Source organism: Desulfovibrio inopinatus DSM 10711, from assembly GCF_000429305.1.
Lineage (GTDB): Bacteria > Desulfobacterota > Desulfovibrionia > Desulfovibrionales > Desulfovibrionaceae > Alteridesulfovibrio > Alteridesulfovibrio inopinatus.
This window is the reverse complement of sequence record NZ_AUBP01000017.1, coordinates 101,204-125,989: the sequence shown is the minus strand read 5'-3', so window position 1 is coordinate 125,989 and position 24,786 is coordinate 101,204. Positions and strand designations below refer to the sequence as shown.

Annotated in this window: 20 protein-coding genes; 9 read left to right on the top strand and 11 right to left on the bottom strand. The window is 48.8% G+C overall.

What is annotated here, in order from left to right; translation table 11 throughout:
• Positions 1-23: 23 nt before the first annotated feature.
• Both rpsI and rplM read right to left on the bottom strand, forming a co-directional pair.
• Positions 24-416, bottom strand: a complete 393-nt coding sequence (gene rpsI / locus G451_RS0112145) for a 30S ribosomal protein S9 (RefSeq protein WP_027184477.1) — start codon at positions 414-416, stop codon at positions 24-26.
• 21 nt (positions 417-437) lie between these two features.
• The gene (rplM, locus tag G451_RS0112140) at positions 438-866 is read right to left on the bottom strand and encodes a 50S ribosomal protein L13 (RefSeq protein ID WP_027184476.1); all 429 of its coding nucleotides are present in this window, start codon (positions 864-866) and stop codon (positions 438-440) included.
• 183 nt (positions 867-1,049) lie between these two features.
• Here rplM and G451_RS0112135 point away from each other — a divergent pair, with 183 nt between their 5' ends.
• The 4 genes from G451_RS0112135 to G451_RS0112120 all read left to right on the top strand — a co-directional run bounded on the left by G451_RS0112135 (position 1,050) and on the right by G451_RS0112120 (position 7,103).
• Entirely contained in the window at positions 1,050-2,306 is a 1,257-nt protein-coding gene (locus G451_RS0112135) for an HD domain-containing protein (protein WP_027184475.1), read from the top strand.
• Between the two features lie 184 nt (positions 2,307-2,490).
• Positions 2,491-3,714, top strand: a complete 1,224-nt coding sequence (locus tag G451_RS29095) for an ABC transporter substrate-binding protein (RefSeq protein WP_051261432.1) — start codon at positions 2,491-2,493, stop codon at positions 3,712-3,714.
• A gap of 29 nt (positions 3,715-3,743) precedes the next feature.
• Positions 3,744-6,260, top strand: coding sequence for a response regulator (locus G451_RS32730; protein ID WP_051261431.1), 2,517 nt, complete (start codon positions 3,744-3,746; stop codon positions 6,258-6,260).
• A 36-nt stretch (positions 6,261-6,296) separates the two neighbouring features.
• Entirely contained in the window at positions 6,297-7,103 is an 807-nt protein-coding gene (locus G451_RS0112120; protein WP_034642012.1) for a class I SAM-dependent methyltransferase, read from the top strand.
• A 173-nt stretch (positions 7,104-7,276) separates the two neighbouring features.
• Here the strand turns inward: G451_RS0112120 and G451_RS29085 are convergent, their stop codons facing one another.
• Entirely contained in the window at positions 7,277-7,570 is a 294-nt protein-coding gene (locus tag G451_RS29085) for a putative quinol monooxygenase (RefSeq protein ID WP_051261430.1), read from the bottom strand.
• Positions 7,571-7,777: 207 nt separating this feature from the next.
• Here G451_RS29085 and map point away from each other — a divergent pair, with 207 nt between their 5' ends.
• A complete protein-coding gene (gene map / locus G451_RS0112105) occupies positions 7,778-8,560 on the top strand; it encodes a type I methionyl aminopeptidase (protein WP_027184473.1) in 783 nt (260 codons plus the stop codon).
• 25 nt (positions 8,561-8,585) lie between these two features.
• Here map and G451_RS0112100 read toward each other — a convergent pair whose 3' ends face one another.
• Positions 8,586-9,116 (bottom strand): hypothetical protein, encoded by a 531-nt coding sequence (locus G451_RS0112100; RefSeq protein WP_027184472.1) that lies wholly within the window; start codon positions 9,114-9,116, stop codon positions 8,586-8,588.
• Positions 9,113-10,042 carry a DMT family transporter gene (locus G451_RS29080; RefSeq protein WP_051261429.1) on the bottom strand — a complete coding sequence of 310 codons (930 nt, stop codon included), beginning with the start codon at positions 10,040-10,042 and terminating at the stop codon, positions 9,113-9,115. Before G451_RS29080 ends, G451_RS0112100 begins: the two co-directional genes overlap by 4 nt.
• Positions 10,043-10,222: 180 nt before the next feature.
• Between G451_RS29080 and G451_RS32725 the strand changes: the two genes are divergently transcribed.
• Both G451_RS32725 and G451_RS0112085 read left to right on the top strand, forming a co-directional pair.
• The gene (locus G451_RS32725; protein WP_051261428.1) at positions 10,223-11,353 is read left to right on the top strand and encodes a bifunctional glycosyltransferase family 2/GtrA family protein; all 1,131 of its coding nucleotides are present in this window, start codon (positions 10,223-10,225) and stop codon (positions 11,351-11,353) included.
• 79 nt (positions 11,354-11,432) lie between these two features.
• Positions 11,433-13,835 (top strand): hypothetical protein, encoded by a 2,403-nt coding sequence (locus G451_RS0112085; RefSeq protein ID WP_027184471.1) that lies wholly within the window; start codon positions 11,433-11,435, stop codon positions 13,833-13,835.
• Positions 13,836-13,954: 119 nt separating this feature from the next.
• On the opposite strand, the gene G451_RS0112080 is transcribed toward G451_RS0112085, so the two are convergent.
• The 3 genes from G451_RS0112080 to G451_RS0112070 form a co-directional block, all read right to left on the bottom strand.
• Positions 13,955-14,629, bottom strand: coding sequence for a PilZ domain-containing protein (locus tag G451_RS0112080; RefSeq protein WP_027184470.1), 675 nt, complete (start codon positions 14,627-14,629; stop codon positions 13,955-13,957).
• A gap of 177 nt (positions 14,630-14,806) precedes the next feature.
• Positions 14,807-16,603, bottom strand: coding sequence for a hypothetical protein (locus G451_RS0112075; protein WP_027184469.1), 1,797 nt, complete (start codon positions 16,601-16,603; stop codon positions 14,807-14,809).
• A gap of 271 nt (positions 16,604-16,874) precedes the next feature.
• A complete protein-coding gene (locus tag G451_RS0112070; RefSeq protein ID WP_084448538.1) occupies positions 16,875-17,588 on the bottom strand; it encodes a superoxide dismutase in 714 nt (237 codons plus the stop codon).
• Between the two features lie 194 nt (positions 17,589-17,782).
• Here G451_RS0112070 and G451_RS0112065 point away from each other — a divergent pair, with 194 nt between their 5' ends.
• Together G451_RS0112065 and G451_RS0112060 are read left to right on the top strand one after the other, a co-directional pair.
• Entirely contained in the window at positions 17,783-18,259 is a 477-nt protein-coding gene (locus G451_RS0112065) for an Lrp/AsnC family transcriptional regulator (RefSeq protein WP_027184467.1), read from the top strand.
• A gap of 65 nt (positions 18,260-18,324) precedes the next feature.
• Entirely contained in the window at positions 18,325-21,327 is a 3,003-nt protein-coding gene (locus G451_RS0112060; RefSeq protein WP_027184466.1) for a proline dehydrogenase family protein, read from the top strand.
• Between the two features lie 70 nt (positions 21,328-21,397).
• Here G451_RS0112060 and G451_RS29070 read toward each other — a convergent pair whose 3' ends face one another.
• The 3 genes from G451_RS29070 to G451_RS0112045 all read right to left on the bottom strand — a co-directional run bounded on the left by G451_RS29070 (position 21,398) and on the right by G451_RS0112045 (position 24,734).
• Complete coding sequence (locus G451_RS29070; RefSeq protein WP_051261427.1) at positions 21,398-22,675, bottom strand: EAL and HDOD domain-containing protein; 1,278 nt, start codon at positions 22,673-22,675, stop codon at positions 21,398-21,400.
• Positions 22,676-22,720: 45 nt separating this feature from the next.
• A complete protein-coding gene (locus G451_RS0112050; RefSeq protein WP_027184465.1) occupies positions 22,721-23,422 on the bottom strand; it encodes a PilZ domain-containing protein in 702 nt (233 codons plus the stop codon).
• 115 nt (positions 23,423-23,537) lie between these two features.
• Positions 23,538-24,734, bottom strand: coding sequence for a GAK system CofD-like protein (locus G451_RS0112045; protein WP_027184464.1), 1,197 nt, complete (start codon positions 24,732-24,734; stop codon positions 23,538-23,540).
• Between the last annotated feature and the right edge of the window lie 52 nt (positions 24,735-24,786).

Below are 24,786 nucleotides of genomic sequence, written 5' to 3'. Positions count from 1 at the left end.
TAAGCGACGAGATCGCCAGGCGATTAACGTTTCGAATACTGGAAGCGAGCGCGAGCGCCACGCAGACCATATTTTTTGCGTTCTTTTTCGCGGGCATCACGAGTGAGGAGACCGGCTTTCTTCAAGGAGGGGCGCAGTTCAGGATCAAGTTCAATCAGCGCACGGGAAATTCCGTGGCGAATGGCTTCTGCCTGACCGGAAATACCGCCACCGTCGACCGTCACCTTGACATCAACTTTGCCCAAAGTCTTCGTCAGGTTCAGAGCCTGACGGACAACACCCTGCAACGTGGGAAGAGGAAAGTACTCTTCGTACGGGCGTTTGTTGACGAAAATCTGTCCGTTGCCTTTATAAATGCGGGTTCGGGCCACGGCACGTTTTCTTCTGCCGGTTCCGTAGTAAAAATCTTCGTTCATGGGGTTTCTCCAAAAATGAACTTACAGTTCCACGGGCTGAGGCTGCTGGGCTTCATGGGGGTGAGCTTCACCGGCATAAACCTTGAGCTTCTTGAGCATGGCCCGACCGATACGGTTCTTGGGAAGCATCCCGCGAACGGCCTTGTAAATGACATCAGAAGGTTTTTTATCCAGGACTTCACGCAGGGTGTTGCCTGTCAGGCCGCCAATATATCCGGAATGCCGGTAGTACATCTTCGTGTCCATTTTGCGGCCGGTTACTTTGATCTTTTCGGCGTTGAGCACGACCACGAAGTCGCCCATATCCATATGAGGGGCGTATTCAGGTTTATGCTTGCCCATCAGTCGGAAAGCGATTTCCGAAGCCAGGCGACCGAGGACTTTATCTTTGGCGTCGACTACGATCCATTCGCGGTCGCGCTCGGCGATCTTGGGAGAATATGTTTTCATCATCTGCTCCATGCGGTTGACTCGAAAGACGGATTCCATAGCCGTATATGAGTAAGACTGTCAAGTCCAATCCTACTTTTTTTCCATCTTCTTGTTCTTTCAGTGTTCACAAGCTAAGATTTTTTATATTACTCGTATGAACCAAAAACATCAACAATCGACCGCACCAAAACAGGAAATCCCATGCCTATTGTCCGTAAGAGCCTTCTTCAGCTCGTCTTTTCCGGAGCGTACATGCAACGCTGGAATGACAAGCATCGCACAATGACACTCACAGAAATCGACAAGCAGGCCCATAAAATGATGGTTGCGTGGATGCTGTTCCATGAAAACAGCCGTTCCATGCCGCCTGAAGATCGGCTTGCACTGGGAAATCGTATCGTGGAGGGTGGAATTTTTGAATATCTATATCGTTTGGTCATCACGGACATCAAGCCACCAATATTCTATCAAATCCGGGCCAACCCTGCGCATTACCGCCAATTGACCGATTGGGTTCTTGCCGAACTCGAACCGCGCGTTCGTTCCATGGGCGAAGCATTCTGGTCGAGACTGTGCGAATATTTGGCGGTCCCCGAGGCGGACGAACCGGCCAGACGGATTCTTGATGCCGCTCATGTCTACGCAAGCGGTTGGGAACATCAACTCATCAAACCAGCCAACCCCTGGGATGATGAACTTATCGACATCGAAACGTCGTTTCGACAGGGTTTGGAAAAAGCGGTGGATTTACGCGGAGTGCCACAACTCATCAGTGGATTATTCGGCGAGAAAAAAACACCGCTAGGGCACTTCGCTCAAATTTGTGGGCAACTGCGCTTCCAGACGCGATGGTCTCAAACACCACGCATTCCGGAAACATCCGTCTTGGGACATTTGTTCATTATGGCGTGTTACGCCTATTTTCTCAGCCTCTCGGTCGATGCCTGCTCAGCACGTCGACAGAATAACTTTTTTGCCGGTCTGTTCCATGATCTGCCGGAGTTGTTGACTCGTGACATTATTTCCCCTGTCAAAAAGTCGGTCCAACGTATTGGTGACTTAATCAAGGAATATGAAAACAGCGAACTCGACCGTCGTATTCTCACACCTTTGCGTCAGGCCGGCTACGTCAGCCTTGCCGATCGCCTCTCCTATTTTCTCGGCTTAGCTGTGGGATCGGAATTCTTTGAAACCATCATCATGGACCGGCATACACGCAAGATCGACCCCGAACAGCTCCAATCCGATTACAACAGCGACGATTTCGATCCCAAAGATGGCGCGCTCCTCAAAGTGGCAGACAGTCTCTCCGCGTTCCTTGAGGCCTACACCGCCATACGCAACGGTATTGCATCAAATCATCTGCAACAAGCGTTATGGCGTATCCGCAATCAATATTCCTCGGTCACGCTTTTTGGCCAGGTCCATATTGGAACATTGCTCGCCGATTTTGACTAATCCACCGTTGCTCCAATCGAGAAATACGATGGTGAAACACTTGGGTTTCGGCTCTTCAAGAGCCATGGAAATCTGAAATGTTTTCATGTACCGTCATCGGACGGTTGCTGCGCTAAGTCTACACCTTGCAGCGCAAGGCCTTCCATTATTTTGCATGACAACGTCAACATGCTTCGGAGACCGAATGTCTGTCCCCCGTTTTTTTGGGTTATGCTGCTATTGGATTCTTTTTATTATGCTTATGGCGGCAAGCAACACAATAGCGAAATCCAATACGCAAAAAGAAACGGCGCAGACCATCTCCACGACACCGCGAGCCAAACCTGATGGTTCATTGTGGCGTATTGGGTACTTCCAGGGAGGCGACTACAAAAACTATGTTCCGGTTTTGGAAGCCATCGTCTCAGGCCTGAAAAAATATGGTTGGATAAACAATATACCGGATATCTGTTTCACAGACGGCATATCGGGAGAACAGGCTTGGCGCTGTCTGAGTGAAGCGACATCTTCGCGCTTCATCACGTTTGCTCCCGATGCATTTTGGGATGCGAAGTGGGATAACACCCTTCGCCACGAGTGCAAACGCAACGCCATAGACAGGCTCGCCAACGCAAAAGACATTGACCTCATTATTGCCATGGGAACATGGGCCGGACTTGACCTGGCAAACAATGAACATCACACCCCAGTTATCGTTGCATCCTGTTCCAACGCCCTCGACACCGGCATCATCAAGAGCGTTGGAGACTCTGGTTATGATCATGTTCATGCACGTATCGATCCGACGCGTTATGCGAGACAAGTCAAACTCTTCCACAGAATTTTTCCCTTCAAACGACTGGGCATTGTCTACGAAGATTCACCCGAAGGCCGAAGTTACGCCGGACTCGATCAAATCGAACCGTTGACCGACCAACTCGAATTCACTCTTGTTCCCTGTCTTGCGCCGGCTTCTGAGGTTGATGACGAAACCGCACGACGAGCGGTACTCCACTGTCATCAATTACTCTCCCCCAATGTCGACGCGTTTTATCTGACAACACATCGTGGAGTCACAACCCAAAATATCAACACCCTTTTGACTCCATTTTTTCAATACAACATACCGGTGTTCTCTATGGGGACCCAATACGAAGTCGCACACGGGGCACTCCTTTCTATGACCGCTCCCGATCTTTCTTTTACCAGCGACTTTTACGCGCGAACCATCGCAAATATTTTTAATGGAGCCAAACCACGAGACTTGGTACAGCTTCTCGAAGACCCGTATAAACTCAGCGTCAATATCGAGACCGCCAAACGCATCGGATTCCATATTCCTCTTGATGTCTTAAGCGAAACAGATGAAATATACGAAGCCATCGAGCAAGACGAAGGTGTTGTGGAGCGATATCCACCAGATTTTTAACTCTAATAATACGACAATAAGACATCCCCATGTCCATGCCCATCAAAGTTCTTACTTCACTTGTTATCGCTTTTACCTGCGTCATACTTGCGGTTGTCATCATTACAAAAACAAATATTGAACGTCTCTCTTTCAATCAACGTGAAGCGAATGCCAGGACAGCGTTGGACCTTGTCAGTCTCAGCATTCAGGATCAATTCAACCGGCTCGTCAATTATGAAGTCGAACTCGTAAAAAAACAACGCGCCTTGCTCTTCGACAACAACGCTCTCATCCTTGCAGCGCTCCGTGTCTTCCATTCGTTAGCCGCAGCCGGAGAACTCACAGACAACCAGGCGAAAGAAAAGGCACTCGACTGGATCAAAAAGAACAGTACCGGACCTCAGCTTTCCATTATAGATGAAAAACTCGTTGGTCTGTATCACCCCGACCCGATGTTTGTCGGGAAGTCATGGACTGGATATCGTGATATTCGTGGGAACGACGCATTTCGAACAATTCATAGTATCCTTACTCGTCAAGAGAATCTCTACTCACTCATCTACATGCAGTCGCCACACTCAAAACTCATGTTGAAATACCTCACCTTCTCAACGGCCTTTCCGGATTGGGGATGGACGATCACAAGCTTTACTCCCATGGACAAAGCGGAATCCGAAGTCAATCACCAGGTTGATACCGTCGTCATGCAACTCACAAGTATCTTCAAGCGCAGCCAAGCGAATCTGGCCGGACAACTTACTCTCTTCAGCGGAGACGGAAGCGTGCTTATTCCGCTCTCTACGCCTGAAGGACTGACAAGTCTTCCTCAAGGAGCGACAATATCTCAGGAAGCGATGGAGAAAATCAAAAAGGCTGCCACTCAAACAGAGATGGTGCAACTTCCAACATCCTACTTCTTCACCAATGCTCCCACAGGATACCGATCCGCCTTCGTCAGCCATTTTGTCCCGTTAGATTGGTACATTACCTACTCTCTTTCCGAGGACAGCCTCCACACTCCAGGACAAATATTGGCGACACGGAATACACTCATCCTGATTATTATTTTCAGCGCCATCTTCCTCATGTTGTTTATTCTTCTCATGTACGCCATACGCCCTCTCTCCATACTCGCTCGATCGCTTTCCAACTTCGCCGAAACACATTGTATGTTGTCCGAGGAACAACATCGCAGCATGACATTACTCTCCAAATGCGGATCGACGGAAATACGTCGTATTGCCAACGTGTTATTAAGCATGCATGCTGCTCTTTCCCGTCATCATATCGAGTCCACTGCCTCATCCATTTATTCGGTTCCTCCAATCAAGCTCGATGCGGCCCCTTTCGGAGCTGGAAACAGCACGGAGGCGTCATCGCTCCGTTCCAATGTAGAACGTAAAGAGACCGATGCGGGCAATATGTCTGCAATGAAACCGGAAGCACCGTCCAACACAGCACACGATTCTCCGCTGCGCGCTTTTCTCAAAGCGATCAAGCGCCCCAAGCACGAGCCACTTGATGTGGAAAGCAGCACGAATTCGCATCAAAGTACAACTGCAGACCACACAGATGAACACACACTGCACAAACATCGCCCTGCATTCGACCCTCTCCAGGAAACACCCGACACTATTGTTGACGCCCCCATCCCTTTCCATCTTGGGGAACTGATCACCTCACTTCGTGTTGCCATATCGCCAACACTCGAAAAAGCAGGATTGCACCTCGTATATCATATTGAATCCGGACTTGATCTGAATCGACGAGGTGATCCAACCACTATCAAACACATTTTGCTCTCTTTGCTCACCGATGTGACCAAAGAAGCAAAGCAGGGGCAAATCTGGCTTGAAGTCTCTGCCCTTCCCATACCTATCCATTTCTCCAGGGACGATGCTGTTACCTTCAAAATAAGCAATACCGAAATTGCAGCCGAAGAAGGGCAATCAATGTTCCATCGGACGTCATTCGATCCCTCCCACGAAGAGACAAATCCTGACACGAGTCCCCATGTACAAATAGAGACGGCTCGCTTGGTCAAAGCTCTCGGTGGAAAACTCCATTTTTTCCGGAACGATGATGGGGGGATAACGGCGGTAATATCGCTTTCCCTTCCCCGATTTCAGCACATGGCCCCTATCCACCCCAAAATAGACATACAATCCGCTATGCGTATTCTTGCCGTTGATGACAATGAGCCTAACCTCCATTTGCTTCGCCTGTATCTCGAGAAAGAGAACGTTATCCTCGAAACCGCGCGCAACGGGCAGGAAGCGTTGGACAAATTTATGTCTACCCCATTTGACGCAGTCCTCATGGATGTTGAAATCCCTGTCATGGACGGCCCAGAAACCACACGGCGCATTCGGCAATTCGAAGCCCAAACCAATCGGCCGGCCGTACCCATCATCGCCTTGACCGCCCACGCTTTTGAACAGTTTCGAACCATCTGCAAAGATGCCGGATGTACAGATTTCATTGCCAAGCCCTTCAAAAAAACCCAACTTCTTGACAGTTTACGCCGATGGGTCCGACAATCGGACAGTACGACGTCAGCATAATCCCATCATAGCAACTGCAACTGGATTCAATGTTACATGGAATATATTATCATGCGCCTAGCACGGCGATTCGTGTTTTCGGATTCCTTATTACGCCATATTGGACGGTTTATTCCATATTATCAAACCAATGTCGGCGTCGTCGATCCTGCATCCATTGCCTCCCTGTTTCTCAAACATCTTGACGATCTCCGTGTCTCCCTTGAAGGAAAGACCATACTTGAAATTGGTTGTGGACAAACCATGGCTGTTGGATATGCGTTGGCAGCCAGCAGAGGATGCAATGTCATCGGGTATGAACCGTATGTGCCGTTCAATCCCGCTCTGGACACCCGCCTCAAAGCCACGCTGTTCTGCCAATCCCTCTCCAGCGCACCCACGGTACGATGGACGTCCGATCTTGGAAGCATCTCTCCTACAAGCATTGATATTGTGGTTTCGAACTCGGTTCTCGAACACGTGACCGATGTCGATTGTCTCCTTGCCGATCTGGACCCACTCCTCGTTCCCGAGGCGATTCACCTTCATCAAATCGATTATCGAGATCACTTTTTCAAATATCCGTATGAATTTCTCACGTTTAATCAACGCATATGGAATCGCTGGCTCAATCCCGGCGATCTTCCACGCTTACGGCTTGATGATCATATCGCACGTTTCCACACGGCAGGCTGGGAAGTCTCCATTCGAGAGCGTGACGAAGACCCCACGGCGTTCCAGCGTGTGGAATCGCGTCTTCATCCCGATTTCGCAAGCCGGTCTGCACTCGCCCAACGAACAACCCGCGCACTTCTCTCTGCACACCGAGCATCCGCGCATAGTGATTCTTCGAAAGCGCAGTAAGTCATACCACTATATGCGTTCAGCAGCGGCCTTATATCGCACCATAAATGTATCGAGAAAAACACTCTCAATATTCTGACAAATTCCAAAGGGAGGAAAAGACAAGAGGGACATGGAGAAAAATACCATCATACAATGATATTTTCCTCCAGTCAGATTATAGGAATATCACTCTATGGAAAAATCGTATCTGCTGTTGCAACGGTAAGACCACCAACAAGAAGACCATCCAATTCTCCAAAGCATTTGACAAAGTGAGGAGCATTTTTGTGTACTTCAAACGCTTCAGCATCTTTGTAAATTTCAAACAGGTGAAATAGATCTTTGTCTTCATGGTCTTGAACGACATGGAACATAACGCAGCCGGCTTCGTTTTCTACAGAGCCTTTTCCGTCGCCAATCAAGGCATCGATAACAGCTTGACGATGTTCGGGTTTCGACTTCACTTTGGCAACTACGGCAAACATGAATCCCCCTATTCGTTTTCATGGTTTGTCCGTTCAGTACCACATACCGAACGGTGACGCGAAAGCGTCAACTTCGACGTGAGAAATTCATAATCAGGTTTCGACCACCATTGTCAAAACAAAACTCAACGGGCAAACCGGCTAATTGGATTGACAAGCCGTGCTGTATTGCCCCAAAAAAAGGGCTTCACCATAGAGGGAGACGGCATGACAAAAAAAACAAAAGCGGAAATTGAGGCCATGCGTAAATCTGGGCTGCTTCTTTGGCAGACCCATCAAATCGTCGTCGATATGGTTGCGCCTGGCGTGACCACGGCGGCCATTGACGCGGCCGTTGATGAATTTATTGCCAAAAACGGAGCTTTGGCTCTCTTCAAAGGCGTCCCAGGAAAATACCCCTATCCTGCGGCAACGTGCATTTCTGTCAACGAAGAAGTTGTTCACGGCATTCCCGGCGACCGTGTATTACAGGACGGAGACATCGTCGGGGTTGATATCGGCCTCAAACTCGACGGATGGTGCGCCGACTGCGCACAAACGCTGCCAGTGGGCACCATAAACGAAGAAAAACAGCGCTTGATCGACATCACAGAGGGTTGTCTTCGTCTCGCTATCAAGGAAATGAAACCTGATGTCAAATGGAGCAAGATCGCCAAAAAAATGGCGAAATTTGCCCGTAACGCGGGTTTTTCTGTTGTAGAAGACTTGATTGGTCACGGTATTGGCCGTGATATGTGGGAACGTCCTCAGGTGCCGAACTATTGGGCCATTAGCCTACCCGATTTTCGGCTCAAACAAGGCATGGTCCTGGCCGTAGAACCCATGATCAATGTCGGTGTGAAATCCATCAAAACACTGGCCGATCACTGGACCATTGTCACCGCCGACAAAAAGCCGTCGGCCCATTTCGAGCATACCATTGCCATTACCGCTTCGGGAGCCGAGGTCATGACCTGCGGTCCCAACGGTGAAGGTTGGGCAATACCGTAACGCTCCATTTCGGCAAGACTCTGTTTTACACATCGGTGGATGCGCCACGGGCTGCATCTACCGATTTCTTTTGTATAAAGCCGACCACACCGCCGATAAACGCGCCGGCCGGAATCGTTACAGCCCCGAAGATGAAGAGGCTCCATAAACTAAACACTCCCGCGCCCAATGGAACTTCAAACATTGTCATAGGAGCTTCACCCAAGGAAGACAGCGGCATATGCATCGTTAAAAAAGTAAACCGCCAGAAGATCATCGAGAAGAGCCAGCACAACCAATGGGAAACAATACCGGCAAACGCCCCCGCGACGATGCCACGACCCACTGTGGGCTTGACAGAAACAAAGGCGAGCCACATCGCAAAGCCGGCCACGAACGCAGCCACGCCGGCAAAGACAAAGAACCATCCCCAGCCTCCCCCCTGGGCTGTCATCGAAACATATCCCCCAACAAGCACCCCGACCGGGGCGTATGCTTTGCCCATGGTCATTGCGCGGCGCCAGGGTGTTGACGAACGCGTGCGAACCTTTTTTTCCCAAGGCGAATAATTCTTCATGTGCGTTTTCCCGATGATGAAATCACTCCACCAACCGAAAGTGATGGAGATCGGGTTGGACGATTCGTCAGATATACCCCGGTCAAGACCAATATACCACCCACAACAAGAGAGGTACCGATACGCTCATTCAGCATGAGAACGCCAAGAATCAACGCGGTGACAGGCACAATATTGATAAAGACAGCAGCTTTGGACGCGCCAATCGCTTTTACCCCTTCATAAAACCACGTAAAACCAAGTACCGTCCCGAAAAATCCGAGATAGATGATATCGAACCAAACGTGCATCGGTGCAGCAGCAACCGATGAAAAGAAACCGGATTGAGTTACTGCTACCGGCAACAACATGGCCGTCCCAAGCAGACATGACCACGTCACCGAACCGTGTGGTGTCAGCCGTTTCATACTCACTTTTCCGATAAGAGAGTAGGTTGTCCATGATGCCACACAGCCAAATATTGCCAAATCTCCGGACGATATCCCACCATGGACAAGAGAAGTGAGGTCTCCCTGACTGATAACAGCAGTAGCCCCGCATACAGACAGAAGGATTCCCATGATTTTATTCCGTGTCAGCGGTTCTCCGAGAAAAAGCGCTGAAAACACGGCAATCGATATGGGATTCAGGGCAATAATCACCGCCGCTCTTCCAGCTGCAACGGTCTGTAAGCCGGTAAAAAAGAAAATATTATAGGTAAATATCCCCGATAGACCAAGCAATGTAACCGCAAACCACTGTTTACCCGACACAAGAGGCAACCGTCCTTCCCTGTGGCGCACCACGAAGACAAGTGCGACTGAAGCGACAAGAAACCGAAAAAAAGCAGCGGTATATGGACTGAACCACGGAGCAAGGTCGCGGCCGGCAATAAACGTTCCACCCCAAAAAAAGGCAGTGGCAACCAATTTGATGTAGACAATCATGCCCTCTCCTTTTCACAATGTAGCTCGGAAACGTTGCCGAGAAGACATGCCATGTCAAGATGGGATATCCTTTGATGCGCAGATATGTCTCTAGCTGTGTCTGCCGCATTCGCGTAGCTCACACTTGTCTTTTGCGAGGGGATTGTCCATAAGGACAAGGTTTTGACGAAAGGAGTATAAATGAAGAAATCCCCTGCACCATTTAACCGTCCCGTCGTTTTTTCCATTGTCATTCCATGCTTCAATGAAGAAGCGACCCTGCGTGAATGCGTTGAAGCCGTTTTACGCATAGCAGATGACATGCTGAACCTTGATATTATCATCGTTGACGATGCATCTAAGGATGCATCGCTCACTATTGCGCAGACACTGGAAGAAGAATTTGAAGCCGTACGCGTGGTTTCCCATGCGAAGAACCAAGGGAAAGGGGCGGCTCTCCGTACAGGTTTTGCTCTGGCTCGCGGAGAATTTGTCGCTGTACAAGATGCAGATCTGGAATACAATCCGTGTGAATTGCGTGGTCTTCTTGCTCCTTTGGTGGACGGGCGGGCCGATGTTGTTTTCGGCTCCCGGTATCGGGGGATGAGCGCGCACCGGGTGCTCTACTTCTGGCATTCCCTCATGAACCGAACGCTGACCTTGCTATCCAACATGTTTACCGATCTCGATCTGACCGACATGGAAACATGTTACAAGGTTTTTCGAACCGACATCATCCAGTCCATCACCATCGAAGAAAATCGCTTCGGATTCGAGCCGGAGATTGTGGCCAAAGTAGCGCAGCAACGGCTTCGTATATACGAAATGGCTATTTCCTATTCCGGCCGCACCTATGCCGAAGGGAAAAAAATTAATTGGAAAGATGGACTGCGCGCCTTGTATTGCATTTTCCATTACAGCGCACACTGCGCCCCCGTGATACTGCAATTTTTAATCTACTTATTCATCGGTGGGATATCGGCCATCTTCAACATCTTATTTTTTCTTGGTCTCGTCGGTTCCATCGGTGTGGGAACATCAGCGGGGATTGCCTATATTCTCGCCGCAGTCGTAAATTACTGGCTCTGTGTCAAACTGCTCTTCCGCAAAGGCGTGCGATGGAGCACCTGGGGCGAATTCGGCATGTATGCGTTGGTTGTTGCAGGAAGTGGTTTCGTCGATGTGGCAAGCACGACGACACTCGCCTCCATGGGAGTGAGTGTTGCTGTTGCCAAAGCCATTGCATGTGTCATTGCGTTGGTCGCCAATTTCCTCGGCCGAAAATATCTCGTGTTCTTCGAGCCACCCCCACCTCCATGGACCCCGTCATAAGGCGTGATATTGGCTCTCGCCTGACGGTGCAGAGCCTCAACGCATCCCTGCCATAACCTCAGCTCTCCTGATCTCGCTTATGACTATGTCACTTCTCGTTGTTCTCGAAGTCTTATCTGCCGTTCTAGGGACAACCATGTTCATTCGCCACATGGGAATTTCGTCCTCTGATGCATTCTCACGCGCAGTTATCCTTGTTCTTGGAGGGCTGAGCGGACTGATTTCACTCCTCCTCATGGCCGGCCAACCGCAACTCTTGTGGTTGGCCGACGCCGGGTGCATCGGTTTGTTTGTTTCTGCTCTCGCATGTCGTGGCGATCAAGCCGTAGGCGTATGGCATGATATACGTGAAGTTTATACTCTTCATCCGTGGTATATTCTCTGGCCGTGTGTTCTGTTACTGACACTGCTCTTTCTTGAAGCCATACTCCTTGCCCCGTCGAATAATGACGGCTTGGCGTATAATATCACTCGTGCCTGGCTTATGCTTGATGAAGGACGATTGTATTTGCACTCCGGCAACGGCATTCGACAACAAGTCTTCCCTCCGGCATTCGATGTCCTGTTTACTTTGCTTCTGCGATCGGGCGGCGATTACGGCACCGGCGTGTTCTCGTTCTTGAGCTATCTTGCCATATTGTGTGGCACCTACAACCTGGCAAACCGACTTTTTCACTCACCACGAATCGGTTTAGCCACAGCTCTTGCCGGCGCATCGTTCACGGAAGTTCTTCTGCAGGCGACAACCGTAAAAAATGATATTCCCACGGCTGCCGCGGCCATAACGCTCCTTGCCGCACTCTACAACATCATCAATGTACGAAACGCGACACCACAACGCACGCAAGGATTTCGCTTCCATGTCATCTATGTCGTGTTCGCTGTCATTTTCGGTGTTGTTGTCAAAACATATTTTTTAGGTATGGCTGCCGCGCTTTTCGCCTGCATCGGCGTGGGCCTCCTGCTCTCGAAGCGTTTATTCTCAATAGGAGGAATGATTTTTCATAGCCTTCGCCGTCCTGGACTCAGCGGTATTATCGGGCTTATTCTGTGTCTTGGCTTGCTTATTCCTTCCATTTTCATGATGACCCAGAATAGTCGTCTTCATGGTGGTCTTTTCGGGCCGACTTCGTTTACAAATTGGCATAAAAATGCTGATGGCGTCACCGGAGCGGCCATCAATGCCGGTCGCTACACCCTTCAACTCCTTGATGCTCCAAATCGTCTCACGCGATACACCGCAGCCTGGTATGACAACCAACTTGGAGAAGCGAAATCACTCGGCACAAACATGAATTTCGCCGATCTGGTGAAGACACCCTTGTTTCCTCAAGAAGATCTCAGCGCATTTTCCATGCTCGGTTTTTTACTCGTCGTTGCATCGCTTCTCGTCACCCTTATCAAAGGAAGGGGCTTCGTTCGTCAAACCGCAGTTGCAGCAATCCTCAGTTTCGGTGCCATCTGTTATGCTCTAGCGTGGATGCCTTGGAATCTCCGTTTTTTTTCCGCAACATTCATTTTGACACTTCCAGCGTGCGGTTTTTTCATCTCCCGAATGAAACGCCCTTGGAGCGTCACGGTGCTTATGCTGTATTTCGTTGGTCATATGTGGTTCGTCGGGCTGACTAACGCCGAAAAACTCATCCTCAATATTCTCGATTTCCCTCATTCCGTGGGTTGGGCCGAAGCCAACGACCTTCTACGCCGCACCTGGGACCACCCCTATCATTATGCTCGATACGGCCTCTCCCTGGAAGACAGAGAAACATTACTTCATCTCACCGCCCCAGGCGATCGGGTATTGATCCTCTATCATGAGACGTCCCTTGTCCTTCCGTTACTCCTCGCCTTGCATGATAGAGATATTACACTCACCCGACCAGGCCGCCCACTCATAACGGACTCGGGAACACTCGACACCGCCGATTGCGACACATTCTTTCAACTCAGCAATAGCGCCAACATAACGGTGGAAGATATTCGCCTCCATTCCAAGTGCACTATGGATAGACGATATTATGCCAGATCATCCCATCCGGATGGGATGCTCATTTTTACTCAATCCAACCTGAATCATCCTTCCCCGAGAACGGCCGATCTTTTCAATCAAACTCCCGAATTCGTTCTTGCGTCAACAGGAGTGGAATCCATTCCGCACGACCACCATCTTTGGATGTATGGGAACACGTCAACACTTACCATCGCTCCACCACACCATTTCCCAGCATGGCTTGAATATGAGCTGATGACGATGATTAAGCAACAACATGTACAAATTTTCCTTGATGACAAGCTCATGCTCAATTCAACGAAGTTGTATCCATTAGAGCCACTTCAAGGCCGAATTGCGTTGCCGGAGACAACGCAGCCACTCGTTGTGCGCTTTGTTTTTGATAAAACCAACACCGGGGCAAACACCTTTGCGCCGGAGGATCCACGGCCGCTTACGGCATTGCTTGAACAATTTCATATTGTACATTGAGTGTCTGCCGACGATACCATCCAACGTGCAGAAGGCAAAACGGGCCTCAACGACTCGCGTTGAGGCCCGTTTCATCATATTGAAAATCGATGGCCTTCTTTGTACCGGAATATAGACCGCTATACGAAGTCCGATTCATACGGCGTAATGTACTTTTCTTTTATCTCATCCAATTGGTCGACTTTGATCGAAACAAATTTGACGCCAACACCTGGTAAAACATTGTCACGTCCCCACTCTTGGCGCCACCGAATATTACATAAAATCGGCAACTTATTTTCGATTTCCATAATTTTAATGTGAATAAAATCGACATCATCGAAATTATCCATAGAATAGATAAAACATCCGCCGATTGACACGTCGAGAATATTGACGTGCTTGACCTGCGCCATAACCGGATCGTTTTCGGCGGAGAGTAACGCATTGAACTTAACAGGCACACGCACCATGGACCGGTAGCCCGTGGTATGACATTCACGATCCAACGTATCAAGGCTATCGATAAAAACAACATGCCCAGTCCCACGCTCAACCTTCGAACGGACAATAGGGACGCTGTCTGCATACGAAAAAAGCATATCTCGGCTCATTCGATCAGCTTGCATGACACGTTGCACATCAAGAATAAGCCCATTGCACAAAACTCCGCTCCCCAACGCTTCGAGCAATTCCGGTAAATCACCCGCAAAATGAGGCTCCAGCCCTACTTCTGCAAGCCGCTCAGTGTAGACGTCTGGACTTTGTGTCAAAACCAAAACTGTCGATGATTCCTGCTGGGTGACGAGATCCATCCGGTAAAACTCCTTTGCGCCGCGTAATAACAATAGCATGCGACGACATTACAACTCATGTGAGGAAGAAAGCGGAGCTTTCTCCACCAGAGCCGGTAACCACGTGAATGTTCAAATATTCAAAAAGATCACGTCATCAATTTGGCTTCAACGAATACTGCAGTCCTGCAAATTTCGTCAAGACGAGGTGTTCTTTTTCCTCCCCAAAACCGATTCGCGAAAATGTTCAAAAGTCAGTGGTTGATCGAGTATCGCGTTGACTTTGGCCAATGTCGGGTCGGCAACGCCTTGTTTCCACAATCCAAAAAGCAGAAGCGGATCACCAAGGAGAGCGTTTTTCACTGCCGGCTTCGCATTACTGACCAAACGCATGAATTTACGAAATATGGGATTCTTCTTTTCTTGAAAGACGATTCGCAAAAGTCCCGGTTTTTGAATAAGCAGGGCTTTCATATTAACATCCTGCAAGATGAGGTCGCCCAAAATAGACGCAAAATCTGTATCGAACATAATTTTCTTCACAAATGCGGGCCGCTCTTCCTGATAGCGCATGGTCAAATTTGCCAACGTCGGGGCCAGTGACACACACCGTAATATTTCATGGCGGAGACCGGGATTGATGCGTAACACCGTATGAATCGTTTTAATCAGTTTCAAATTCTTTTTAATCTGCAATTCGAGTCGTAAACGAATATATTGTTTGGTCTTGGAAATTTCATAGCTTCGGTTATTATATTCTTTAACAAGCCCTTCATTGCGTAAACTGTAGGCAAGTGCATTGAGACGATGTTCAAGCTTCTCGGCCATGCGCTTTGCAATCAGAGCTCGAAAAAAGTCAGAAAATGAATCAGCTGAAAATTGTGTCGCCAACACAATGTCATGAAAATCAGTACCGCATTTAAAAATTGTATTTGCGCTTTTTCGCCATTGGGTCGTCACATAAATTTCAAATCCATTGATAACCCCTCTCGTGAACCAGATCAGTTGGTCACGATAAATTGCAAATTGAATTTCATGATGACTTATCTGCGCTTTCAAGGCCTTTCGTTTCGACCCCCAAATGGCGCGCTTCAATTTCTTTTTAGCAAATCCGATACTATCGAGTTCTTTTTCGGCGTTGCGACATAATTCCATGACCGAAGGATCATTTCGTGGGGTGTCCTGTGTTCCTGCAACGGAGATAAACTCTTTCAGGAAAGGATACGCGCCCTTCTTTGCCGTAGCGTTTTCAATAATCGAGCTATTTCTTCGCACAAACGACACCAGCGAATTATCCAGACCTCGCCGACGTGCCAGAGGATTCTCTTCCTCCTCTTGTTCCGCGACCGGATCAACATACGTGGAATCTGCATTAAATAATTTAAAGAGGTCCACAAACTCGAGTTTGAACTTATAATTGAACGGAACCGACGGCAGTTCATTCACAGAGACGGAATCATCAACTTTGACAAACGTCTGAAAATTCTCAACCTCGTCAAGGCAGGAAAAAAAAAGGGGACGAATAACATCGTCCTCGACGTATTTTCTCAGTACTGTATTGATATGCTTATTAAGGAATTGGCTGAGGCTCGGCCACAGATACTCACCAGGAGTATCCTGCGTTACGAGCGCCTTGGACATAGCAAGTTTGTCGACACGTGCGAGAATATCAGATCCGAATACATCGAAGACCGTTTTGCGCAACGCTTGCAATATAAGTGTTTGTACGCATTTTATACCGCGCAAATACGTCAACAGCTTCGGTTGCGCCCCTGGTGCAAAATCCGGAACTTCTTCGCCATTGTCGATCAACTGCTGAATAGTACATGCATAAATAGAAGCCTGCTCATCAGCCAAAGCGACATCAAGAATACCATCATTGAACACATCGCTCTTGGAAATTCCAATGCGGTTACGCATGCGTTCATAAAAGGTGCGCATGCCCCGTGCCGCTAAATCCGGGGTGAACTCGACATTGGTCGAGGATCTCTGCATATGAAATACCGTTGTTGCAAGCTGCGATGAAAGAAAAAAGCCGGCACAGGAAGGGAAGCCGTAAGTCCCTAGAATACTTTTTTCATACTTTTCACTTCAATTCAAGATGCCCTGAAGAAGCAATCTTATGTCATATGAACCACAGGTCTGCTCATTTCATCCATGCCAGCAGCACACAAAGATAGTATTGCGACACCACGATCGTTATGGCGACAACAGCAGCATCCACCGACCCGGCAAGACAGTCCGCATCGGTGGATGCAAACACATGCTATGCAAGATTGGCATTCACAAAATCCCAATTCACAAGATGGTCAAGAAAGGCCGAGATGTAGTCACCTCGTCGATTCTGATAATCAAGGTAATAAGCATGTTCCCATACGTCCATCGTCAACAATGGCTTGGCACCAGCGACCATAGGGTTCATGGCGTTGGGTGTTTTCACCACACGTAATTCTTCCCCTTCCAAAACAAGCCAGGCCCAGCCACTTCCGAATTGAGTAGCACCGGCTTCGGCAAACGCCTTTTTGAACGAATCGTAGTTTCCAAACGAAGCTTTGATCATTTTGGCAACATCGCCCGTTGCCGGACCACCACCACCCGGCTTCATTCCCTGCCAATAGAAGACATGATTCCAGGCTTGCGCTGCGTTGTTAAACAAATTTTGCGCGGCAGCATCCTTGGCAGCGTCTTTGAAAACCTCTTCAAGCGAACTGCCGGCTTTAGGCGAATTCGCCAACATCGCATTGGTTTTCTTAAAGTATGCCATCGTGTGCTTCCCGTAATGAAAGCTGACAGTCCTCGCTGAAATGTAGGGTTCTAAAGCATTTTCCGCATACGGAAGAGCCGGCGCCGTAAAGGCATCGGCCGCCAGAACCGAGCGCGGCAACCCAGCAGCAAACGCCGTTAACGCCACCCCGGCTGTTGCCGCCATGCCCATAAATTGTCGCCGACTTACTCCCAATGATTCTTCACTATGATTCATTATCAACTCCTTGCTTGTCCAATGTATAAAATCTTTCATTTATCATTCGTTATAAATCACTAGAGGTCTGTCAAGCCTAATTCGGTTTCCTCTTTTTCTCGTCTCCCTCAAAAACTCAACAACTAGAGACGTCCAATCACCTCTTGACAACCAATCAACACGAACTTTATTCATACATAATGAACTCAAACAGAATAATCGACGAAATAGACAACGAAATACTGAATATTCTTCAGGAGGATGCCAGGACCAGCAACGCCGAAATCGCGCGTCGAATCGGCATGGCCCCCTCTGCGACCTTGGAACGGATACGCAAACTTGAAAAGCGCGAGCTTATTCAAGGGTATACAACTCGGCTAAATGCCAAAAACCTCGGGTTGACGCTGACCGCCTTTACATTGATTCATGTCAATGAACCCGTCGGGCAAGTCGACACTGGCAAAGAACTGGCAAAATTCCCCGAAGTGATGGAGGTACACTATACAGCCGGAGCCGCAACATATCTCATCAAAGTCCGTGTGGCTGACACACAGGCATTGGCAGATTTGCTTCAATCAATTGGCCGTATTGAAAATGTGCGCGACACCAATTCAACGATTGTTTTACGGACTATCAAAGAAACCTCGGATCTGTCCCTAAGCAGTGTACCGGGATTCATCGATCCGTCCTAATACCCCAAATTGGACAACGAGGCACACTCACAGCCCCCAGAGACGGACAAGGAAGGAGACATTGAATGAACAACAGCACGCTTGAAACCGCTATCAAGACACGTGGCCGGCAATTTTTCGACAGCATACGGGGGGAAGCTCCGTCTGTGTTCAACAAGGGATTCTGGACTGGCAAAGTCATGGACTGGGCCATGCAAAACGAAGATTTCAAAGTGCAACTCTTTCGCTTCGTCGATGTGCTCCCCTATCTCAATACAAGTGAATCCCTGAGTCGTCATATTGAAGAATACTTTTCAGGCAACGACTCAGGGGATATTCCCGCGGTCCTCAAATGGGGTGCTGAAAAATCCGGTCTGCTCGGCTCGTTAGCCACGAAAGTCATGGGAAAAGCAATCCGTTCCAACCTCGAAGGCATGGCACGCTCTTTCATCATCGGCCAAAACACCAAGGAAGCAATCAAATCACTGGCCAAAATCCGTAAACAAGGCTTTGCCTTTACAGTCGACTTACTTGGAGAAGCGACGGTCGGTGAAAATGAAGCCGACGCGTTCCGCGACAGCTACCTTGAACTCCTTGATGCGCTCGTTGCGGAACAGAAGAAATGGCCCCCCCTCGACAGCTCTGGCAATCTCGATTGGAACACGGCTCCTAAACTCAATGTTTCGGTCAAACCGTCAGCTCTCTTTTCTCAGGCCAAACCCGTTGATGTCGAAGGCTCCGTAGAGGGGATTCTTGCCCGGTTGCGCCCCATTTACGCAAAAATCATCGCTATGGGTGGAGCCATGTGCATCGACATGGAAGCCCTCAAGTACAAAGAAATAACCATCGAATTATTCAAACGATTACGCCTTGACCCGGAATTTCGCGACTATCCCTACCTCTCCATCGTCCTTCAGGCTTATCTGCGCGACACGGAAAACGATCTGAACGATCTCATCACCTGGGCCCGAGACCATGATGTCACCTTTGGATTACGACTCGTTAAAGGTGCTTACTGGGATTTCGAAACGGTCCAAGCCTTACAAAATGGCTGGCCCATTCCCGTATGGACACGCAAGCCCGAATCCGACATCGCCTACGAGCGGTTGGCACGCATCATTTTCGAAAACAACGATCTCATCTACTTTCAGTGTGCCTCCCATAACGTGCGGACCATCAGTACAGTCATGGAAATCGCCAACGAGCTGCATGTCTCCGACAGCCGATATGAATTCCAAGTTCTTTTCGGCATGGCCGAGCCAGTCCGAAAAGGCTTGCTCAACGTTGCCGGTCGAGTCCGACTCTATTGCCCATACGGAGATTTGCTCCCCGGTATGGCATACCTTGTTCGCCGACTGCTCGAAAATACGGCCAATGAATCCTTTCTGCGGCTATCGTTCGCCGACAATACCGAGACCGATCGCCTCCTGGAAAATCCTCAGATCACTCTTGATCGTGAACTTGCTGCTGAAAAACAGACATCCCCAGCACGTGCGGGAGTCACTCCGTTCAAAAATCACAACCTCATTGACTTCACCATTCCGGAAGTACGATCCGCTTTTACCCAAGCCATTGCTGAACGCCGTGTCTCCATGGGGGGGACGGTGCCGTTATTCATCGACGGTAAGGATGTCACTACGCACGATACGCTCACATCCACCAATCCGGCCCATCTTGCCGAATGTATCGGCAACGTTTGTCAGGCCGGGACTGCTGAAATTGATCGCGCTCTCGAAGCAGCGCAACGCGCCTTTCCGGCATGGCGTGATCTCTCGGCTGAAGACAGAGCAAATTATATATTCAAGACCGCCGACCTCGCTCGAAAACGCATCTACAACCTAAGCGCGACACAAATCTTGGAAGTCGGTAAACAGTGGGATCAAGCCTATCACGACGTTGGAGAAGCCATTGATTTTCTGGAATACTACGGACGGGAAATGATCCGACTCGGACAACCGGTGCGTCTCGGTAACGCTCCGGGAGAGAACAACCAGCTTTTCTACGAGGCAAAAGGTCCGGCTGCCATCATTGCACCGTGGAACTTTCCGCTAGCCATTGCATGTGGCATGGCATCGGCAGCCATAGTGACCGGCAATCCTGTTCTTTTCAAACCTGCCGGCACTGCCTCAGTCGTCGGGCGTGACTTGGCCGACCTGTTCCGTGACGCCGGCCTACCTCCTGGTGTGTTCAACTTTGTACCGGGCCGCGGCTCGGTCATTGGCGATTACCTTGTCGAGCATCCCGATATTCATATTATCGCCTTCACGGGATCGGTGGAAGTCGGCACACGAATTCTCGAACGGGCCAACATCCCCAAACCCGACCAAACCCACGTTAAAAGCGTCATTACGGAAATGGGCGGAAAAAATGCCATTATCCTTGACGATGATGCTGACCTTGATGAAGCGGTACTTCATATTCTGTACTCGGCATTTGCTTATCAGGGGCAAAAATGTTCGGCCTGTTCCCGTGTCATTGCCGTGGAGTCCATTCATGATCGTTTCCTTGAACGCCTCGTCGATGCCACCACATCCATGAAAATCGGTCCTGCCGAAGACCCTGCTTATGCTATGGGGCCGGTCGCCGATGCCAAGCAACAGGAACTCATCAAGAAATATATTGAAATCGCTCGACAGGAAGGTCGTATTATTGTGGAACGTACGGTCCCGGAAAATGGGTGCTATGTTCCGTTGACCGTTGTGGCAGACATCAAGCCGGAACATCGCATAGCTCAGGAAGAGATCTTCGGGCCGGTGTTGGCCATCATGAAAGCACGCGACTTCGACGATGCGTTGGCCATTGCCAATGGAACACGTTTTGCGCTGACTGGCGGTATATTCTCACGCAGCCCAAAACACATTGAAAAGGCCAAGCGAGAATTCCACGTGGGGAACCTGTATATCAATCGCAATAATACCGGCGCCATGGTTGAACGTCAGGCGTTCGGCGGATTCAAAATGTCGGGCACCGGGCCGAAAACCGGTGGTCCCAACTATCTTCATGCTTTTTTGCATGAACGCGTTGTCACGGAAAACACCGTACGGCGCGGATTTGCGCCGATTGCAGAAGACGACGAATGGATTGAATAACGTCGCCAAATCATCTTTTTGTAAGGAATATTGCCGACAGATAAAATCGCAACGCAAAACGTCACGAAATTCACGTGACGTTTTGCGTCTTTTCCACGGCATGTCCAAGCATACCAGCTGTCCACGCTGCAGCTCGAGCGTGTAACTCTGCCCCCTGTTCCACAGGCAGACCATTCTTAACAAGAAATGCCTTAGCCTGGTCAAAATCATCATTTTCCAATGCAACGACATGATCGATCCATTCCCGCGCCTTGCACTGCTCACCACACAGTGCGGCTTGTATATCTTCATCTAAAGCAAGGGTCTGCACAATGCTTTCCATAGGTTGATTGAGCAATGCATCAAGCAATGAAAATAAACCAAGTAAAAACGCAGTATCTTCGTTTTGTGCAGAACCTTTCATGGCAAGAGCCAATGTTTCAAGGTAACGCCCACGAAGAACTGAACGAAAAGCAAGATCTGACGAACGAGGCCCAACACTGATTTCCGAGAGCAACACCACCATAAGCCAGTGGCGCAACAAATCCATCCCCAAAAGGGGCAAGGCCTGACCGATGGTCGCAACCTTCTTGTACAAACCAAATGCCGCAGAATTGATCAATCGTAAAAGACGAAGCGACAAGGCAGGATCACGACTGATAATTTCAGCCATGGTCTTGAATTCAAAATCACGTTTGTTGAGTTCATACATCACCCGAAGTCGGGTTGTCTGTGTCGTCGTCAGTTTGCGGCCTTCGATGATTTGCGGACGGGAAAAAAAATACCCCTGAAAATAATCATATCCCAATGCATAGACGAGATCATAAGCGGTTTGATCTTCCACCTTTTCCGCCAACAACCGGCACCCATACATCTTGAGACGTTGAGACAGCCGAATGAGATCACGTGTTGCCATCCCAAGGATTTCAACTTTGATGATATCGGCTAACTCCAGAAAGGGTTCAAATCCTGCTGTCCCGATATAATCGTCCAATGCAAGCGTATAGCCTGCGGATTTCAGCTCAGACAACGCGGAGAGAACATCGGGAGTCGGGTCGACATTCTCAAGAATTTCAACAACACACACAGAATGCGGAAGCGCCAAAGGATCTTTTCGAATCAAAAGCCCTTTGGGGAAATTAATAAACGCAAGAGCACCGGATTCCATACCATTGATCGCCATGGTGAATCCATCCGCAATAACCTGCGCTGTCGCCTGGTCGGGATCTTTAATGTGAGCCGTGTTTGACTGAGCATGTCGAAACAACAATTCATAGGCAAATATGCCGCCACAGCGATCATAGATGGGCTGTTTGGCGACATAAATGGGTTCATAGTCACGTCTTTCACTTTGCAATTCGTTTTTCATGGACTTCCTGAGCAGAACACACTCTAAGATTTGTGTCCGAAAGCATTACAGCCGGAGCCAACTTTTAAGATCGAGAACAAAATCATCAATAATCTGAGCCATTTTATCCGGAAGAAACATAAACGCAATACCAACAGAAAGCCGTTCTCCGCTCAAATTCACCTCACGGCATTGCCCTGCGACAGTGAGTTCTTCGTCATGCCCTGGAAGAGTGAAAATCAGAAACACTTCGTTATCTTTGTTCAGCGTTGGCAATTCCACTCCAGGTTCTGACCGCACAATAATACGGCAACCTCCTCGAGAGAGATTGACGATAACGCCTTTGTAATCATTTCCCTGGAAAAATATTTCCACACGCACCACGCTCTCAATGCGATCATAGCGACGCATGTTGAGCGCATCGAATTGCTCTGGATAGCGAAGAATCAATAAACGCACTGGCGCCTTCAGATTTTTGATAACAGTCGTTCTAAAGGCGCAAAGGTGATGATTACGGCACATGGACCGTACCAAAACAGGTGCGTTATCTTCCAGAGCAAATTTATCAGAAAGTGACTTCGGGTAATGAAACAAAATGTAGTGGCATTGCTTCGCTCCGACAACTTCCACATGCAACTTCCCGCTTCCACCGCTCAAATCTTCAATAATCGCCCGCGCGCCAGGAGAAAACGTCAATGAGGATGCCTCATAACGATCAACCTCTCGCGCGGGTTCAATATTATCCTGTGGATGCGTATCAGAAGTCATAACTCTGCCTGTGTTGATGTCTCAAATGGCATTTCCCATTCTTTTTAATAGACACGAAACTCAAAGAATTTCAAGCAGAAAAACAATTACTCCCGCACACCGAAGTCATAGCATCTTACGCAAGAGACAAAATATGGTCTATTATCGCAATGGAATCTAAATACGGTGCCGACTGTGCCACTACAAGAGGCGCTTGAACAACATTGACTCCAAGGCGTTCAATATGACTTGTTTTGAATGGCTCCGAGTAGTGTGACAGATCTTCATCAAGAAGAACAAAATTCAATAGTTTATCGGCAGGGATATCCGGATCACCTGCGCTCTCGCGAAGCGTTCCGAGTATTTTCTCCACACAGTCCGGTACGCTCAACCCCAAGCTTTCCGGGTCATTGCCTGTATTCGGGATATAGACCTTAGGACAGTCATTTTTGGCGATGGAAGATCCCACTCCTATAGGCATAAGGTTGGCTAAGATACTCGAATACAGGCTTCCCATGGGGTAACAAATAATATCGGCCTTTGCGATAATGTCCTTGATTTTACGCCGAATTTCCACGGAGACAGGCTCGATATTGGTCTGGCTCTTCGATATCCACATCCGTTTAACCGGCGAGCTAATGACCCCAAGCTCCTTTCCGGTAAGCAGATGTTGGCCGGCCAAAACGGTACCATCTTCAAGCTCCGACATGAGCGTCAAATCCTTATTCACAATGGGCCGAACGACACCACGAGCCTCAACAAGTCGAGAAAAAAGAAACAGCACCGGATCAATTTGTCGATTGTAGTTGAGATACCCTCCCGTAAGAATGAGGTTACCGATGCTCGCCCCTGCTAAATTAAAATGGGCAGGCATGGCCTCTCGAAAAAAACGAAGATGTGTTCGAATAATCTTCCTCATAGGGTCGGGAATGACATTAACCAGTGAGTCACGCCCTTGCTGCATTTTGTGCAAGCGTTCCGCGTTTTCTTCCTGGCTTGCATCCTTGGGCAAACGAAAGGCAAACAAATCGTAGATTTCCGGATTGCCTTGAATGGTTCGGTCAGCAAGAGCCATAATGCGATTGCGAAGATCCCCTACGGCCGGCATATGGAAAGCTTTCCGAAGCACTGCGGAACTGCCCCCCGAGTCAAATGGAGTGATAAGATGATAAGATTTATGCGTATAATGAATGATTTCACGACTTAAATCCTTGAGCGCGGTTCCTCCAGTGAAAAACAGAACGTGGAGTCCAAGTTCAGGCGCTTTTCTATAACGGGCCAAAGCATATTTGTTAGGAAGAGTCACGGTGCGCGTAATGGCGATTTTCTGCATGCCAAGCTCCAAGAGTATTTTTTTGCGCAGTGTATGTAAAACCGGTTCAGTT